Source organism: Streptomyces mobaraensis (assembly GCF_020099395.1).
In the GTDB taxonomy this organism is placed as follows: Bacteria; Actinomycetota; Actinomycetes; order Streptomycetales; family Streptomycetaceae; genus Streptomyces.
Genome location: NZ_CP083590.1, coordinates 3,596,477 through 3,611,425, shown reverse-complemented (window position 1 = coordinate 3,611,425; position 14,949 = coordinate 3,596,477). Strand labels below are relative to the sequence as shown.

The 14,949-nt window shown below is 74.7% G+C and carries 10 protein-coding genes; 6 read left to right on the top strand and 4 right to left on the bottom strand.

What is annotated here, in order from left to right; translation table 11 throughout:
- Positions 1 to 92 precede the first annotated feature (92 nt).
- Positions 93 to 992: an FG-GAP repeat domain-containing protein gene (locus tag K7I03_RS15620; protein WP_185942457.1), complete on the bottom strand. Its 900-nt coding sequence runs from the start codon at positions 990 to 992 to the stop codon at positions 93 to 95.
- Between the two features lie 271 nt (positions 993 to 1,263).
- Here K7I03_RS15620 and K7I03_RS15615 point away from each other — a divergent pair, with 271 nt between their 5' ends.
- Positions 1,264 to 1,767 (top strand): carboxymuconolactone decarboxylase family protein, encoded by a 504-nt coding sequence (locus tag K7I03_RS15615; protein ID WP_185942456.1) that lies wholly within the window; start codon positions 1,264 to 1,266, stop codon positions 1,765 to 1,767.
- Positions 1,768 to 1,864: 97 nt separating this feature from the next.
- On the opposite strand, the gene K7I03_RS15610 is transcribed toward K7I03_RS15615, so the two are convergent.
- Positions 1,865 to 2,533 carry a GGDEF domain-containing protein gene (locus tag K7I03_RS15610; RefSeq protein ID WP_185942455.1) on the bottom strand — a complete coding sequence of 223 codons (669 nt, stop codon included), beginning with the start codon at positions 2,531 to 2,533 and terminating at the stop codon, positions 1,865 to 1,867.
- A 588-nt stretch (positions 2,534 to 3,121) separates the two neighbouring features.
- On the opposite strand from K7I03_RS15610, the gene K7I03_RS15605 reads away from it, so the two are divergent.
- The 4 genes from K7I03_RS15605 to K7I03_RS15590 all read left to right on the top strand — a co-directional run bounded on the left by K7I03_RS15605 (position 3,122) and on the right by K7I03_RS15590 (position 7,752).
- Positions 3,122 to 3,445 carry a hypothetical protein gene (locus K7I03_RS15605; RefSeq protein WP_185942454.1) on the top strand — a complete coding sequence of 108 codons (324 nt, stop codon included), beginning with the start codon at positions 3,122 to 3,124 and terminating at the stop codon, positions 3,443 to 3,445.
- A gap of 675 nt (positions 3,446 to 4,120) precedes the next feature.
- Positions 4,121 to 4,957 carry a DUF1906 domain-containing protein gene (locus K7I03_RS15600; protein WP_224347067.1) on the top strand — a complete coding sequence of 279 codons (837 nt, stop codon included), beginning with the start codon at positions 4,121 to 4,123 and terminating at the stop codon, positions 4,955 to 4,957.
- A gap of 386 nt (positions 4,958 to 5,343) precedes the next feature.
- Positions 5,344 to 5,874, top strand: a complete 531-nt coding sequence (locus tag K7I03_RS15595) for a SigE family RNA polymerase sigma factor (RefSeq protein ID WP_185942453.1) — start codon at positions 5,344 to 5,346, stop codon at positions 5,872 to 5,874.
- Positions 5,875 to 6,081: 207 nt separating this feature from the next.
- On the top strand, positions 6,082 to 7,752 hold the full coding sequence (locus tag K7I03_RS15590; RefSeq protein ID WP_185942452.1) for a long-chain fatty acid--CoA ligase: 1,671 nt from the start codon (positions 6,082 to 6,084) through the stop codon (positions 7,750 to 7,752).
- Positions 7,753 to 8,054: 302 nt separating this feature from the next.
- Here the strand turns inward: K7I03_RS15590 and K7I03_RS15585 are convergent, their stop codons facing one another.
- The gene (locus K7I03_RS15585) at positions 8,055 to 9,308 is read right to left on the bottom strand and encodes an MFS transporter (protein ID WP_185942451.1); all 1,254 of its coding nucleotides are present in this window, start codon (positions 9,306 to 9,308) and stop codon (positions 8,055 to 8,057) included.
- A 126-nt stretch (positions 9,309 to 9,434) separates the two neighbouring features.
- Here K7I03_RS15585 and K7I03_RS15580 point away from each other — a divergent pair, with 126 nt between their 5' ends.
- Positions 9,435 to 10,013 (top strand): TetR/AcrR family transcriptional regulator, encoded by a 579-nt coding sequence (locus tag K7I03_RS15580; RefSeq protein WP_185942450.1) that lies wholly within the window; start codon positions 9,435 to 9,437, stop codon positions 10,011 to 10,013.
- A gap of 13 nt (positions 10,014 to 10,026) precedes the next feature.
- Here K7I03_RS15580 and K7I03_RS15575 read toward each other — a convergent pair whose 3' ends face one another.
- Positions 10,027 to 14,763 carry a PAS domain-containing protein gene (locus K7I03_RS15575; protein WP_185942449.1) on the bottom strand — a complete coding sequence of 1,579 codons (4,737 nt, stop codon included), beginning with the start codon at positions 14,761 to 14,763 and terminating at the stop codon, positions 10,027 to 10,029.
- Between the last annotated feature and the right edge of the window lie 186 nt (positions 14,764 to 14,949).

Sequence of the window (14,949 nt, the reverse complement as noted above, 5' to 3'; positions counted from 1 at the left end):
TGTGGGGGGAACGCCGCCGTGATAGTGCCATGCGGCGGGCCGGTCCCGCACGCGCGGAGCCGCCGCTCCGGGCGGAGCGGCGGCCCGGTGCGTCAGAAGAGGTCGCGGTACTGGCCGAAGCCCGTACCGATCTTCGTCCTGGCCTTGAACGGCGCGGCGGCCTTGCCGGTGCCCTTGTACAGCCACAGGTCGCCCTTGGGGTCGCGGGCGAGGAGGTCGCTGTGGCCGTCGGCGTCGACGTCGCCCGTGGTCACCAGCTTGTCGAACCGGTTCCAGCCGCCGCCGACGCGCGTCCGGGCGGCGAACGGCTTCCGCGCGTCGCCCGTGCCCTTGTACAGCCAGAGGACGCCCTGCTTGTCCCGGGCGACGATGTCGGCCTTGTCGTCGCCGGTCAGGTCGCCGAGGCCGGTGATCCGGGTGTACTGGCCCCAGCCGGGACCGATCTTCACGCCGGGGGCCGGGGTGCCGTCCGCCTTGGTCTGGAAGCGCCAGAGGACGCCCTGCTTGTCGCGCGCCACCAGGTCGGGGTGGGCGGCGCGGGCGAGCGTGCCGGGCGAGAAGACGTTGTCGTACCGGTTCCAGCCGCCGGCCACCCGCTTCAGCTTCCCGTTCCGCCAGAGGTCGAGCGTCCCGTCGTCCATGACGTGGTACGCGCCGTCCTGACTGCCCGTCAGGTCAGGGTCGACCGACACGCCGTACTTGAGGTGGGGCCAGACGTAGGCGCCGGAGCGGGCGTCGAAGCCGCCCTTCCCGTCGGGCAGGTACACGTACATCTGACCCGACGGCAGGATCGCGGACAGGAAGAAGAACGGCGCGACGGGGGTCGGCTCGTGCCGCCCGGCCTTGGCCTCTGCCGTGCCCGCCTTGCCTGCCGTGGCGCCGCCCTGGCCGGCCGCCGTGGCGGTGCCGGCGGCGGTGCCGACCAGGACGGTGGCGATCGCCGAGGCGACGAGACGCGACAGGACGCGCGCCTGCCGGGAGGAGTGGGTCACGTGGTGCTCCAGGGGTCGTGCGGAACGGAGTCGGGGCGCCTCTCCGGTGGGGAGGCGCCCGCATCATTCTCCGGATCTTCGTACCGGTGGCCCAATGAATTGCGGCGGGGCGGGCATCGAACGGCGTCCGCGGTGGGCGCCGCGTGCTCCGGATCACACTCCGCCGCTGGTCACGTTCGTTTTCCGGGATCCGTCAGTGCGGTGTCAGCGAACAACGAGGAACACGGCGGCGGTTCGGCCGCGGCGGTGACGGATCGAGGAGGAGATGACGATGGCGGAGCGTGCGATCACGGCAGAGGTGGCGGCGGCCTCGCGGATGTCCGACCCGGTGGAGCTCGTGCCGGAGATGGCGGAGGTGTCGGCGGCGCTGTTCAAGGCCGTGGGGAACCGGACGGTGCCGCGGCGCACGATCGGGCTGGTCCACCTGCGGGCCGGCCAGATCGTCGGCAACACGTACCTGACCATGCTGCACACCGACCTGCTGCGGAAGGCCGACGAGACCGAGGAGCGGATCACGGCGGTCTCCTCGTGGCAGGACGCGCCCTACTTCACCGCGGCGGAGCGGGCCGCGCTGGCCCTGGTCGAGGCGGTGTTCCAGCCGTCGGCGTGGGGTGAGCGGGTGTCCGACGAGCTGTACGCGCAGGTGGCCGAGCACTACGACGACAAGGCGCTGGCCACTCTGACGATCGCGATCGGCCAGGTCGGGTTCTTCGTACCGCTGGCTCTCGTCGCCAAGCCGGTGCCGGGGCGGACGTTCTCCGAGCAGTGGAAGTAGGGGAAGTAGGGGCAGTAGGAGCAGTAGGGGCAGTTGAGGCGGCGAAGTGAAGGGGCCGTTCGCCGGGCGGTGGGTGCCGCCCGGCGGACGTCGGCGTTCAGGAGGCGGCCCGGCGCCGGACCGGGGTGAGCAGCGTCAGGTGCGTCCCCGGGCGGCCGGCGCGGCGTCCGGCCACCGTGGGGTACGTGCCGACGGGACCGGCCGGCCGCCAGTGGTCGCCGAGGCGCTTGGCCGTGTACATGGCCTCGTCGGCACCGCGCAGCAGTTCGGGCAGGGCGGCACCCGGGTGGTGCGCGGTGTGACAGAGGCCGATGGATGCGCGAGGGGCGAGCGTGACGGTTCCCGTGTCGAGGGGCGCGGAGAGCCGGGCGGACAGGCCGTACGTCAGCTCGTCGTCCAGGTCGGCGTCGGGGTCGAGGCGGACGACCGCGGCGAACTCGTCCCCGCCCAGCCGCGCGGCGAAACCGCCGCGTGAGGCGCACCAGGCGGCGAGCCGGCGGCCCACGGCGGCGAGGACCTGGTCGCCCACCGCGTGCCCGTGCGTGTCGTTGATCTGTTTGAACCCGTTGAGGTCGAGCAGCAGCACCGCGGCCTGCGGGTGGCGCACCGCGCGCGGGGCGCGGGCCGTGAACTCCTCGCGGCGCATCAGCCCGGTGAGCGGGTCCGTGCGGGCGGTACGGAGGCGGCGGGCGAGGACGAGGGCGTGGGCGGCCCAGCCGAGGGTCGGGGCGGCGATGGGCAGGACCTGGCATATGAGGTTCGTCATCGGGTGCCTTCCTGTGCGATCGCTGGTGCGTGAGGGCGTTCCGGATTGCCGTCCGGCGGTGGGCGCCGGTGTGCCTGAAGTGCCGTGACGCGGTGCGCTGTTGCGCGCCGGGCCGGTGCGTCGACGTGCCGGTGTGTCTCGTGTGCGCTTGCGGCCGCGCACCCGCACGGTGCCGTGCGGAACCACCCGGACCCGCTTGTTCCGCCCGGGAGTTCGCCCGTGGGGTGGGCGGAACGTCGGCCCGCCGGGCGGCGGGAGCGGGCGGTGCACATCCCTTGCCCGTTCCGCGCCGGGGGAGTGGCGGGCCGGCGGTGCGGGGTACACCGGGGCGGATCGGTGGTGAAACGGTTCGGTCCGTGGGACTTTCGGGGGTTCGGGGTGATGAGGGAGGGATGTGCGGCCCGATGCATGGGTCTGTGGAGGTGGTGAAGGTTTATCCAGGGAACGTCATGCTTGCGAGGGAATGAGGAACAGCAGGGGGTTCGGTGGGGATTCGGTGGGCAAATCTGCTGTCGCGACGTCGTTGATCCGCAAGGCGGCCGGCCAACCGCCTTGCCTCGAAGCGCAGTTCCCCTATGGAGGCATGACATGGCAAGCACCCGCACGGCGGCCCGTATCCTCGCCGCTGTAGCCGCCCTCCCGATGGCGGCGCTCCTCTTCGCCGGCTCGGCGCAGGCCGACGACGGTCCCCGTGGGCAGCTCGCCAACCGGGGTTCCAACGCGGCGATCGCCGGCGTCGTCGGCAGCGGCGTCGGTGGCAGCAACCATGGGAACTCCACTACCAGCCAGCAGGTGGCGACGGGCACGGGAGCCACGAACCAGGAGAACACCGCGAGCGTCACCGGCCCCGGCCATACCGCCATCCAGCAGGAGAACGTCCGGGTCGTCTTCGCCAATATCCACGACGACTGAGGCGTTGGTCCGCGCTGTCGCCGAGAGACGCCCGGGTGGCCGGGGAGGCGGCCGAGGTGACCGGCCGGTCGGGGCCACCGGGGCGTGCGCGGCGGGGCGGGTGGTGTGGGAGTGCGAGTGCGGTGACCGGAGGGGCTGAGGTGGTCTGACGGTTCGGGGGCCGGTCCGGGGAGCGGGGGTTCGGGGTTCCGGAGGCCCCGACCACCCGGCCGCCCGACCCCCCGCTCCCCGGACCGGCCGGCCGCCCGGGCCCCGGGCCTCGGGCGGCCGGGGTCTCAAGGAAGCGCCGGTGACGCCGGGGCGGGTCTCGGTCGGGCGCCGATTCGGCGCCGGCGGCCGGAGTGAGGCGGGAGTCCGCAGGAAAGGGGCGGCATCGGACAGCGACAGGCAAGCCGTGGACAGGGTCAGGATCAGGGTCGGATTTCAGGGCCGAAGGCCCGAACGGCCGCGCGGGGATGCCCCCATGCCGTCGCGCGGCCGCTCACCCACAGAGACGGCGAAGCGGCGGGGGAGCGATCACGAAGCAGTGGCGAAGCGGCGACAGAGCGTCCTGAAAAGACGGTTTCGTCACCCTGGAGCCGGAGTTCCCACGTCCGGGCTGCCTTTCGGGCCAGACGGATGAATCGAGGGCGTGTCAGCGAAGGCCCATGGGATCCTGGACCTTGACTTCGCCGTATGGACGCACGAAGAAGGATCATCGGATATCTCGTCGCCCTGATGGCGGGCGTGGCCCAGCTCCCGGCCGGCTACGCGCCCGCCACGGCGGCCGACGCGAACGCGCCGATGGCCAAGGCCCGCGCCGTCTTCCGGGGCCGGGCGTTCGACACCTGCCAGGCCCCGTCACTGGTGACGCTGCGGGCGTGGAAGACCTCTCCGTACCGGGGCGTCGGCGTCTACTTCGCCGGTGACGGGCGGGCCTGCCCCCGCCAGCGGTGGCTCAGCCACGCGTGGCTCACCGGCGCCCGCGACCTCGGCTGGCACGTGCTTCCGCTGTACGTCGGCTCGCAGTCGCCCTGCGTCCGCTCGGAGACCAAGCGGGCCATCCCGATCGGCGACGAGCCGGAGGACCAGGGGGCCGAGGAGGCCGTCGAGGCGGTGGAGAAGGCGCGGCGGCTCGGCATCCTGCCGGGCAGCCCGATCTACCTCGACATGGAGGCGTACAACGACAAGGACGAGGACTGCGCCGCGGTCACGCTGGCGTTCATCCGGTCGTGGAGCGGCACGGTCGCCCGGCACGGCTACGTCTCCGGCTTCTACAGCAGCGCGGAGTCCGGCATCCGGCACATGGAGCGCGCCCGGCGCGCGGGGGTCAGGTCGCTGCCGTCGGTGATGTGGTTCGCCCGCTGGCGCGTCACCGCCTCGACCGCCAACGAACGCACCCTGTCCAAGAGCGCCTGGCAGCCCCACCGGCGCATCCACCAGTACGCGGGGGAGGTCTCGGAGACCCACGGGGGCCGGAAGCTGACCATCGACCGGGACCTCGTCGACGCCCCGGTGGCCGTCATCGGGTGACTCCGGGGCGGGGAGCTCGGGGGGAGCTCGGGGGCCGGGCCGATACCGGCACCGGCGCCGGGGCCCGGGGGCCGGGCCGCCTACCGACCTCGGGGCCGGACCGACACCGAGTCGGGGTCTCGGGAGCCGGACTGGCCCCGACGTCGCGGGGCCCGCGGCCGGGCCGACGCTGACGCCGGGGATTCGGGAGCCGGGCCGATACCGACGCCGGGGTCGCGGCCGATCCGGCACCGACGTCGCAGCACCCGCGGGCGGACCGATACCGACGTCGCGGCGTCTACCCCTCCAGGAGGTGGGGGCGGCCCCACCCGTACGACCTGAGGGGGAGCGGTCTTCGGCACCTCCGGCCGATCCGCCGGGTACAGGGGCGCTCCTAGCGTTGAGGCATGACCACGACCGTGTGCCCCAGTGCATCCACTGCCGTGTACCCGTCGTTCTCGTCGTACGTACGGGCACGCGGTCCGGTGCTGCAGCGCACCGCCCGCTCGCTGACCGCGAACCCCAGCGACGCCGAGGATCTGCTGCAGACCGCCCTCACCAAGACCTACCTGGCCTGGGAGCGGATAGAGGACCACCGGGCGCTCGACGGTTACGTCCGGCGCGCGCTGGTGAACACGCGCACCTCGCAGTGGCGCAAGCGGAAGGTCGACGAGTACCCCTGTGAGGAGCTCCCCGAGCGCGAGGCGCCGCCCGCCGCGGACCCGGCGGAGGCGCAGGCGCTGCGGGACGCGATGTGGCGCGCGGTGCACCGGCTCCCCGACCGGCAGCGGGCCATGGTCGTCCTCAGGTATTACGAGGACCTCACCGAGGCGCAGACCGCCGAGTTGCTCGGCGTCTCGATCGGCACGGTCAAGAGCGCCGTCTCGCGCGCCCTGGGCAAGCTGCGGGAGGACCCGGAGCTGGCCCGGGCGGCGTGACGGGCCGGGGCCGCGCCCTCGTACCCCCGCCGCGCGCCGCCTCCGTGGCGCGTGGGGCACCGCCGCCCCCGAAGATCAAGCCCCGCCGAGGTAGTGACGTACCACCGGAAACGCCACCAGAATCACCCGGGAACGACCTGACGACCTTCGCCTGACGGCCCAACCGGCGGCCAGAGGTGCGAAACAGGCGAAATGGGGAGGCCCCTGGTGCAGAGCACGATGCAGGACGTACCGCTGACCGTCACCCGGATGCTGGTCCACGGGACCGTGATCCACGCGCGTGCGCAGATCACGACCTGGACGGGGGATGGCACACCGCGCCGGCGGAGCTTCGCGGAGGCCGGGGCGCGGGCGACGCGGCTCGCGCACGCGCTGCGGGGGCTGGGCGTCGCCGAGGACGACGTCGTCGGGACGCTGATGTGGAACAACGCCGAGCACGTCGAGGCGTACTTCGCGATCCCCGCCATGGGCGCCGTGCTGCACACGCTCAACCTGCGGCTGCCGCCCGAGCAGCTGACCTGGATCATCCGGCACGCGGCGGACCGCGTGGTGATCGTCGACGGTTCGCTGCTGCCCCTGCTGGCACCGCTCCTGCCGCAGCTCGACTGCGTGGAGCACGTGATCGTCTCCGGCCCCGGCGACCGCTCCGTCCTCGCGGGCTGCCGCCCCCGCGTGCACGACTACGAGGAACTCCTCGCCGCGCAGACCGCCGACGCCTACGCATGGCCCGAGCTGGACGAACGCCGGGCCGCCGCGCTCTGCTACACCTCCGGGACGACGGGCGACCCCAAGGGCGTGGTCTACAGCCACCGGTCGCTCTACCTGCACTCCATGGAGATCAACTCGGCCGCGACGTTCGGGCTGAAGCAGGGGGAGACCTGCCTTCCGGTCGTCCCCATGTTCCATGTGAACGCTTGGGGGTTGCCGCACGCCGCCTTCATGGCGGGTACGTCGCTGCTGCTGCCCGACCGTTTCCTCCAGCCCGGCCCGCTCGCCGAGATGATCGAGCGCGAGCGGCCGACCCTGACCGCCGGGGTGCCGACCATATGGCAGGGCCTGCTGGCCGAACTCGACGCCCGCCCGCGGGACACGTCCTCCCTGGGGGCCGTGATCAGCGGTGGCGCGCCCTGTCCGCCGTCCCTGATGAAGGCGTTCGAGGAGCGGCACGGGTTGCGGGTGGTGCAGGCGTGGGGGATGACGGAGACGTCGCCCCTCGGCTCGATCGCCCACCCGCCGGCCGGGCTCACGCCCGAGGAGGAGTGGCCGTACCGCGTCACCCAGGGCCGCCTCCCGGTTTCGGTCGAGGCGCGGCTCGCCGGTCCGGATGGCGGCTTCCTCCCGTGGGACGGCACGTCGGCCGGTGAACTGGAGATCCGCGGGGCGTATATCGCCGGGGCGTACCACGGGGGCGCGGACGGCGAACCGATCCGCCCGGACGACAAGTTCAGCCCCGACGGCTGGCTGCGCACCGGCGACGTCGGCACGATCACCCCGGACGGCTATCTGACCCTCACCGACCGGGTGAAGGACGTCATCAAGTCGGGCGGCGAGTGGATCTCCTCCGTCGAGCTGGAGAACCACCTCATGGCCCACCCGGAGGTCGCCGAGGCGGCCGTCGTGGCGGTCCCCGACGAGAAGTGGGGCGAACGGCCGCTCGCCGCGGTGGTGCTGCGCGACGGCTGTTCGGCGGGGCACGAGGTGCTCCGCGCGTTCCTCGGGGAGCGTGTGGCGCGCTGGCAGCTGCCGGAACGGTGGGTGCGGGTGTCGTCCGTCCCGAAGACGACGGTGGGGAAGTTCGACAAGAAGGCGCTGCGGCGGGAGTACGCGGAGGGGAAGCTGGAGGTGACGGTGCTGCCGCCGGTGCGGGCGGGGGAGTGAGCGGGCGGGCGCCGGCGCCCGATCGTCATGGACCGATCGTCATGGACCGAGCGCTGTGGTCTGAGTGCCACGGACTGAGCGCTGCGGTCCGAGCGCTGTGGACTGAGCGCTGTGGACTGAGCGCTGCGGTTGAGCGCTGCGGCTTGAGTGGAGAGGCGCCGGCGCCTGGACGCACGGGCCCGAGCAGGGGGCGGGACGCTCGGAACGAACCCCGTCCGTCCAGCCCGGCCTGTCCGTCCCGCCCGGCCTTGTCCATCCCGCCAAGCCGGTCCGGCCTGCCGGCCCCGCCCGTCCCGCCCGGGTCAGCGCTCCCGCGCCACCAGCGCTCCGCCGACCCAGCCCGCCACCGCGCAGACCGCGGCGATCACGCACACGCCGTCCCAGCCCCAGTGCCCGAACGCCGGTCCGGCGAGCGCCGACGTGATCGCGCCGCTCGCGAACGAGCAGACGACGTACGCGGTGTTGGCCGCGGAGGGCGTCGAGGTGGCGCCCAGGGCGCGGGTCTGGTTGGCCACCTGGCCGGCCGTGAAACCGGCGTGCAGCAGGATCGCGCCGGCGCACAGCGCCCACAGGTGCTCGCCGCCGAGCCAGAACAGGGGCAGCGAGACGACCGCCGCCGCGTAGCCGGTGGCCATCACCCGGTGGGTGCCGAAGCGGTCGATCAGGGTGCCCGCGAGGGGCGAGGCCGCGGCCGAGGTGAGGCCGAAGAGGCCGAACAGACCGGCCGTCGCGGTGGACATGGCGTACGCGCCGTGCTCGTCCGTCAGCAGCAGGACGAGGGTCGTCCACAGCGCGCTCCAGGTGCCGAACACGCCGGCCTGCCGGACGCACGCCGCCCGCAGGGCCGGCGAGGAGACCATCAGGCCCGGCAGCCCGGCGATGACCTTGAGCGGGCAGGACCGGCGGATGGGGCGCGTCTCGGGCGGGAGCACGGCCGCCGTCAGGGCGCCGATGCCCAGGGTGAGCACGGCCGCGCCGAAGAAGACCGGCCGCCAGCCGTAGGCCTGTCCGGCGAGTCCGCCGAGCACCCGGGCCGCGACGCTGCCGGCGAACAGGCCGGTCACCACGGCCCCGACGTGCCGTCCCCGGCGCTCGGCGGGCGCCCGCTCGGCGACCAGGGGGACCAGCAGCTGCGGGACGACCGTGGCCGCGCACGCCACGAGGACGGCCGCCGCCAGCGCGGGCGTACCGCGCATCAGCCCGGCCGCCGCGACCGCCACGGCCGCCACGGTGGAGAGCATCCACACCAGCCGTCGCCGGTCGGCGGTGTCGCCGAGCGGGGCGAACAGCAGCAGGCCGACGGCGTAACCGAGTTGGCCGACCGACGCCACCCAGCCCACCGAGGAGGAGGGGACGCCGAAGTCCTTGGCGATCAGGCCGAGGAGCGGGGTCGCCAGGTAGATGTTCGCGGCCATGATGGCCGTGCACACGGAGATGACGGTCAGGAGGAGGCCGGTCCGGGGGCCTTTCCCGCCGCTTACGGGGAGGGTGGGGGCGGCAGGGGCTGGGGTAGTCGTCTCGGCGGTTGCGGCGGATGCGGCAGGTGTGGCGGTCATCGCGGGAGGTGCTCCCCACTTTCGGTAGGACGTCGCGTCGCGCGGCTAGCAACCAACTGGTTGGTTGAAGATATTCCCGAGCCGGTCCCGCCCTTGTCAACCGATTAGTTGGTTACTCTGGGTGGCATGGCAGGAGTAAGGGACCCCGAGGCCACCAAGGCCCGCATCTTCGAGGCGGCCACCGCCGAGTTCGCCGCGTACGGCATCGCCGGCGCCCGGGTGGACCGCATCGCCCGCGAGGCCAAGGCCAACAAACAGCTCATCTACGCCTATTTCGGCAACAAGGCGGAGCTGTTCTCACAGGTCCTGGAGGCCCGGCTGACCCAGCTCGCCGCCGAAGTCCCCGTGGACGCCGAGGAGGTCGACACCTGGATCGACCGCCTGATGGACTACCACGCCGCCCACCCCGAGCTCATCCGCCTCATCTACTGGGAGGGCCTGGAGTACGGCACCGACAGCTTCCCGCACGAGGACGAGCGCAAACAGCACTACGACCGCAAGGTCGCCGTCTTCGCCGAGGCCCAGCGCAAGGGTGTCATCAGCTCCGAGATCCCGCCCGCCGACCTGCTGTTCATGCTGATCGCCCTGGTCTCCTGGTCCACCGTCCAGCCGCAGATGCGCCGCGTCCTGACCGGTGACACGGACGAGGACCGCGCCCGCCTCCGCGCGTCGGTACGGGCCGCCGCGCGGCGCATCGTGAGCTGACGGCCGGGCCGGCTCACCCCGGGCTGGTGCCGATCTTCGTGAGGAGGTCGACGATCCGGCTCTGCACCTCGGCGCTGGTCGAACGCTCGGCGAGGAAGAGAACGGTCTCGCCGGAGGCCAGCCGGGGGAGCTGGGCCGGGTCGATCCCGGCCGAGGTGTAGACGACCAGGGGCGTCCGGTTCAGGAGCCCCTGCGCCCGCAGCCAGTCCAGGATCCCGGCCCGGCGGCGCCGTACCTGCATCAGGTCCATCACCACCAGGTTGGGACGGATCTGCTGGGCCAGCGCCACGGCCTCCGCGTCCGTGGCCGCGCAGGCCACCTGCACGCCGCGCCGCTCCAGCGTCGCCGTGAGCGCGTCGGCGATCGGTTCGTGCTCCTCGACGAGCAGCACGCGGGCCGGGTGCATCTCGCTGTCGCGCGGCGCCAGCGCCTTGAGGAGGACGGCCGGGTCGGCGCCGTACGCCGCCTCCCGCGTGGCCTGCCCGAGACCGGCCGTCACCAGGACGGGAACGCCGGCGGCCACCGCCGCCTGACGCAGCGCCTGGAGGGCGGTACGGGTGATCGGCCCGGTGAGCGGATCGACGAACAGCGCGGCCGGATACGCCGCCATCTGCGCGTCGACCTCCTCGCGCGAGTGCACGATCACCGGGCGGTAGCCGCGTTCGGTCAGGGCCTGCCGGGTGGACGTGTCCGGGGCCGGCCAGACGAGGAGGCGGCGCGGGTTGTCGAGCGGCTCGGGCGGCAACTCGTCGTCCACGGGCGGCGGTACGGACGCAGCGGGGTTGATCTCCACGGCGCCGTTGGGGCCGTCCAGCGGCTCCGGGCCCTCGGCGCCCTCGTCCGGCGCCCCAATGGCGAAGGCGCGGCCCTCCGGCGCGGCGGCGGGCGGGCGGAGGCCGAGAGGACCCGGGTGGCCGGTGCCGGTTCCGGGACCGGTGCTGGTGCCGGCGCCGGGACCGATCGGGCCGCCCGTCGGGCCGGGGCGCGGCGCGGCGGCGGGCGCCTGCGCCCGGGCCTGGGCTTCCCGCTCACCGGCGTTGTCGGCCGGATTGCCCAGTTTGCGCCGCCGCCCGGAACCGGCTCCCGACGCGTTCGGGGTGCCGCCGGGCGGGGTCTCCCCGCCCTGCTGGGCGTAGGGCGCGCCCTGCCCGAGCGTGCGCACGCTGATGGCGCGGGCGACGTCGCCGGCGCCCGGCAGCGCCGTCGCGCCCGGTTCCTCGGCGAGCGCCCGGCGCGCACGCCGGCGCCCGGTGGGCGGCGCCTCAGCCGGACCGTCGAGATCCGTACGGGCGTGGAGAACGTCCTGACCGGCCGGCGCGGCGGGACCGGCGACCCCGGGCGCGGCCGGCGGCGGAGACGCCGGAGAACCGGGCTGACCCGCCGGGCTGACGGGACTCTCGGGACCTGTGGAGCCGACGGGGGCGTGGTGACCAGCGGGGCCGACAGGGTCGACGGGACCGACGGGGCCGACGGGGTCGACGGGGATGGCCGTCCGGCCTGCTTCGGGATGCGCGACGTCGGTGCGGTCGGCGCCCCCGGTGGGGCCGGTGGGGCCGGCGTGGGCGGGATGTCCGGGCTGTCCAGGGTGCCCGGCATGACCGACAGAGCCGGCCCCTACCCCGGCCCCGGCATGTCCCGCACCCGCGGGCCCCGCACCGGCCTCGGCCGGGCCGGAGTGCCCCGGCGCGGCGGGCGAGGCGGCGGGCCCGACGGGCCGGGCGGGGCCCATCGGCCCGGCGGCGTCCGCAGGCCGCGCGGTGACGGGCGCGGCGTTGGGCGCGGTGACGGGTGTGGTGCCGGGCGCACCGGACTGCCCGGCCGGCAGCGGCACGGAGCCGTCGGAGCCGGTCGAAGCGTCGGGCCGGACCCCGCCCCCTGCGCCGTCTACCGCGTTGCCATGACCGGGACCGCTGTGACCACCGGGACCGCCGTGGCCACCGGGACTGCCGTGACTACCAGGACCCCCGTGACCGGGGCCACCATGCCCGGCCACCGCCGGGTCCGTCGGCCGGCCCTCCGCGGGCCCGCCGTCGAGCGGCCCGCCCTGGGCCGGCACCGGACGGCCCGGGACGGGTTCGGCACCCGGGCCGGGCGCCGGCTTGCGGTCGGCTTCGGCCGGCGGCAGCGCGAACGCGGCGCGCGGAATGTCGGGTTCGGCGTCGGCCTGGCCCGGGATGGGCCGCTCGGGCGCCTCGGTGAGAGCGCGCCGGGCGCGGCGCCCGGTGGGCGCGGCGGCGGCCTCGGCGGCCGGGCCGGGTCCGCGGTCCGCCTCGGCGGGCGGCAGCGCGAACGCCGCGCGCCGGGCGTCCGCGCCCGCCGGCTCCGCCGGTTCGGCCGCGGCGGCCTCCCGCCGGGCGCGGCGTCCGGTCGGCTGCGCGGGCGCGGCCACCTGCGGCGGCACGAGCCCGGCACCCGGTGCGGGGGCCTGGTCGGCGCCGCGGCCGTGCCGGTTGGCCCGTACCCGCTCGGCCGCGGCCGCCTCCTCCTCGTCGGGACGGGCCGGACCGCGCCGGCGCCCGGTCGGCTGGGCGGGCACGGGCACGCCGGGTACGGAACCGGGGTGCGGCGCCGCACCCCCCGGCCCGTCACCGGCGGATGGCGTGGGACCGAGAGGTACCGCGGCGTTCGGAACGCCGGGCTGCGCGGGGGCACCAGAGGCACCAGAGGCACCGGTGACCGGGGGGACGTCCCTGGCGGGCGAACTCCCTTGCCGCGCCTGCGGAACGGGGTAGGCCGGATGAGCCACGGCGACCGGCTGAGACGGATGAGGCGAAGGAGAAGCATGCGGCGGGGGAGCCGGATGGCCGGGCTTCGCCTGCTGGTTCTGATGGGGTGGGGCAATCGGCCGTGCCGCGGAGTTCGGCGCATGCGCAGCGGCCGGTGCGCCGGACGTCGCACCGCCGCCATTCCCGGTGACTTCGGTGCCCGCGGAACCCCCGCCGTCCCCGGCGCTCCCGGCGGCCGCGGCGGGAACCGCCGCTCCGGCGGAACCCGACGGCCCCACCCCACCGCCGGAGTCCCCGGAACCCCGAGCTCCCCCAGCCCCGACAACACCACCGGAAGCCGCGGGACCTCCGGAACCCGGAGAGCCCGCCGGGCCCCCGGCCCCGCCAACTCCCGTGGCACCAGAAGAAGCTGCAGAAACAGCAGAAACAGAACTCCCGTCGGCCCCGACCGTCCCCCGAGCCGCCGCCGTCTCTCCCGACCGCTGCCCCGGCATCGGCATGATCGTCGTACCGCTGCCGATGCTGGCCGGGGAGTCGGGCCGGTCGGACGGGATGACGGGCCCGGCCTCCGCCGAGACCGGCACCTCCAGGACGTACGCCTTGCCGCCCCCGCTGCCCGGCACGTCGTGGGTCTGGAGGACGCCGCCGTGCCGCCGGACGATGCCCCGCACGATGGGCCCGTGGACCGGGTCGCCGCCGGGGTGCGGGCCGCGGACCTCGATCCGGACGGCCGTGTCCCTCTTCGCGGCCGCGACGACGATCGTCGAGTCGCCGGACGGCGCCGTGCCGGCGGCGGTCTCGCCCGTCGCGTCCACGCCCGCGACGTCCGCGATCAGATGGGTGAGCGCCCGGGCGAACCACTCCGCGTCGATCTCGGCCTCTATGGCCGGCGCGTGCACCGCGAACTGCGCACGCCCGGGGCCGATCAGCTCGACGGCCCCCTCGACGCCGGCGGCGACGACCTCGTCCAGGGCGGTCGCCACCCGCTCCAGCCGCCCCTCGCCCTCCTCCAGTCGCTGGTAGGCGAGCACACTCTCGACCAGCCGGGCCATCCGCCCGTAGCCGGCGGCGAGGTGGTGCAGGATCTGGTTGGCCTCGGGCCACAACTGCCCGGCCGGATCGGCGGCCAGCGTGCCGAGCTCGCCCCGCAGCCGCTCCAGCGGCCCGTGCAGCGAGCCATCGAGCACAGCCACCAACTGGGCGTGCCGCGCGGCCAGCGCGTCGTACGGACGCCGGTCGGTGAACGTCATCACCGCGCCGACCAGCTGGTCGCCGTCGCGCACCGGCGCCGTCGTCAGGTCGACGGGCACCGCGCGCCCGTCCTTCGCCCACAGCACCTGCCCACGGACCCGGTGTTTGCGACCGGAACGCAGGGTGTCGGCGATCGGCGAGTCCTCGAACGGGAACGGCGTGCCGTCCGCGCGCGAGTGGTGGATCAACGGGTGGAGTTCGCGCCCGCCCAGGTCGCTGGCGCGGTAGCCGAGGATCTGCGCGGCGGAGGGGTTGACGAGGACGACCTTGCCCGCCGTGTCCACGCCGACCACGCCCTCGGCCGCCGCGCGCAGGATCATCTCCGTCTGGCGCTGCTGGCGGGCGAGTTCGGCCTCGGTGTCGAGCGTGCCGGTCAGGTCGCGGACGACGAGCATCAGCAGCTCGTCGCCGGTGTACGGACCCTGTTCGGCGTACGGGGTGCGGCTGTCGGGCAGGTTGGCGCTGGTGACCTCGACGGGGAACTGCGTGCCGTCCGTCCGCCGCGCGATCATGCGCGTCGGCTTGGTGCGCCCGCCGTTCGTCCGGTCCTCGGGCAGGCGCATGGAGCCGGGGATGCGGCGCGAGTCGAACGCCGGCAGCAGGTCGAGCAGACCGCGTCCGACGAGTCCGGTGCCGGGGACCTCGAACGTCTCCAGCGCGATGTGATTGGCGTTGACGACCGTGCCGTTGCAGTTGACGAGCAACAGCGCGTCGGGCAGGGCGTCGAGTATGGCTGCGAGGCGAGCAGCGCCTCGGGATGGCCTGCTGCTCACTGCGACGCTTCCTCCCTGTTACCGCACGGTGCGACCCGAGGGACGGGGGGCACCCCCAGCGACGGCTGGGGGAGTTCCGCCGCCCCTGCGGCGTGTTGCTGGGGGGAAGTCTACGGGCTGTGGAGTCCGGCGCGACGGCGGTCGAGGGGTGCGGCGCCCCTGCCGTGCGGCGCCCGGGACGGGCGG

Excerpts from the sequence above, each read along its gene's own strand:
- K7I03_RS15615 (WP_185942456.1), top strand. The coding sequence starts at position 1,264 with ATGGCGGAGCGTGCGATCACGGCAGAGGTGGCGGCGGCCTCGCGGATG.
- K7I03_RS15610 (WP_185942455.1), bottom strand. The coding sequence starts at position 2,533 with ATGACGAACCTCATATGCCAGGTCCTGCCCATCGCCGCCCCGACCCTC.
- K7I03_RS15605 (WP_185942454.1), top strand. The coding sequence starts at position 3,122 with ATGGCAAGCACCCGCACGGCGGCCCGTATCCTCGCCGCTGTAGCCGCC.
- K7I03_RS15600 (WP_224347067.1), top strand. The coding sequence starts at position 4,121 with ATGGACGCACGAAGAAGGATCATCGGATATCTCGTCGCCCTGATGGCG.
- K7I03_RS15595 (WP_185942453.1), top strand. The coding sequence starts at position 5,344 with ATGACCACGACCGTGTGCCCCAGTGCATCCACTGCCGTGTACCCGTCG.
- K7I03_RS15585 (WP_185942451.1), bottom strand. The coding sequence starts at position 9,308 with ATGACCGCCACACCTGCCGCATCCGCCGCAACCGCCGAGACGACTACC.
- K7I03_RS15580 (WP_185942450.1), top strand. The coding sequence starts at position 9,435 with ATGGCAGGAGTAAGGGACCCCGAGGCCACCAAGGCCCGCATCTTCGAG.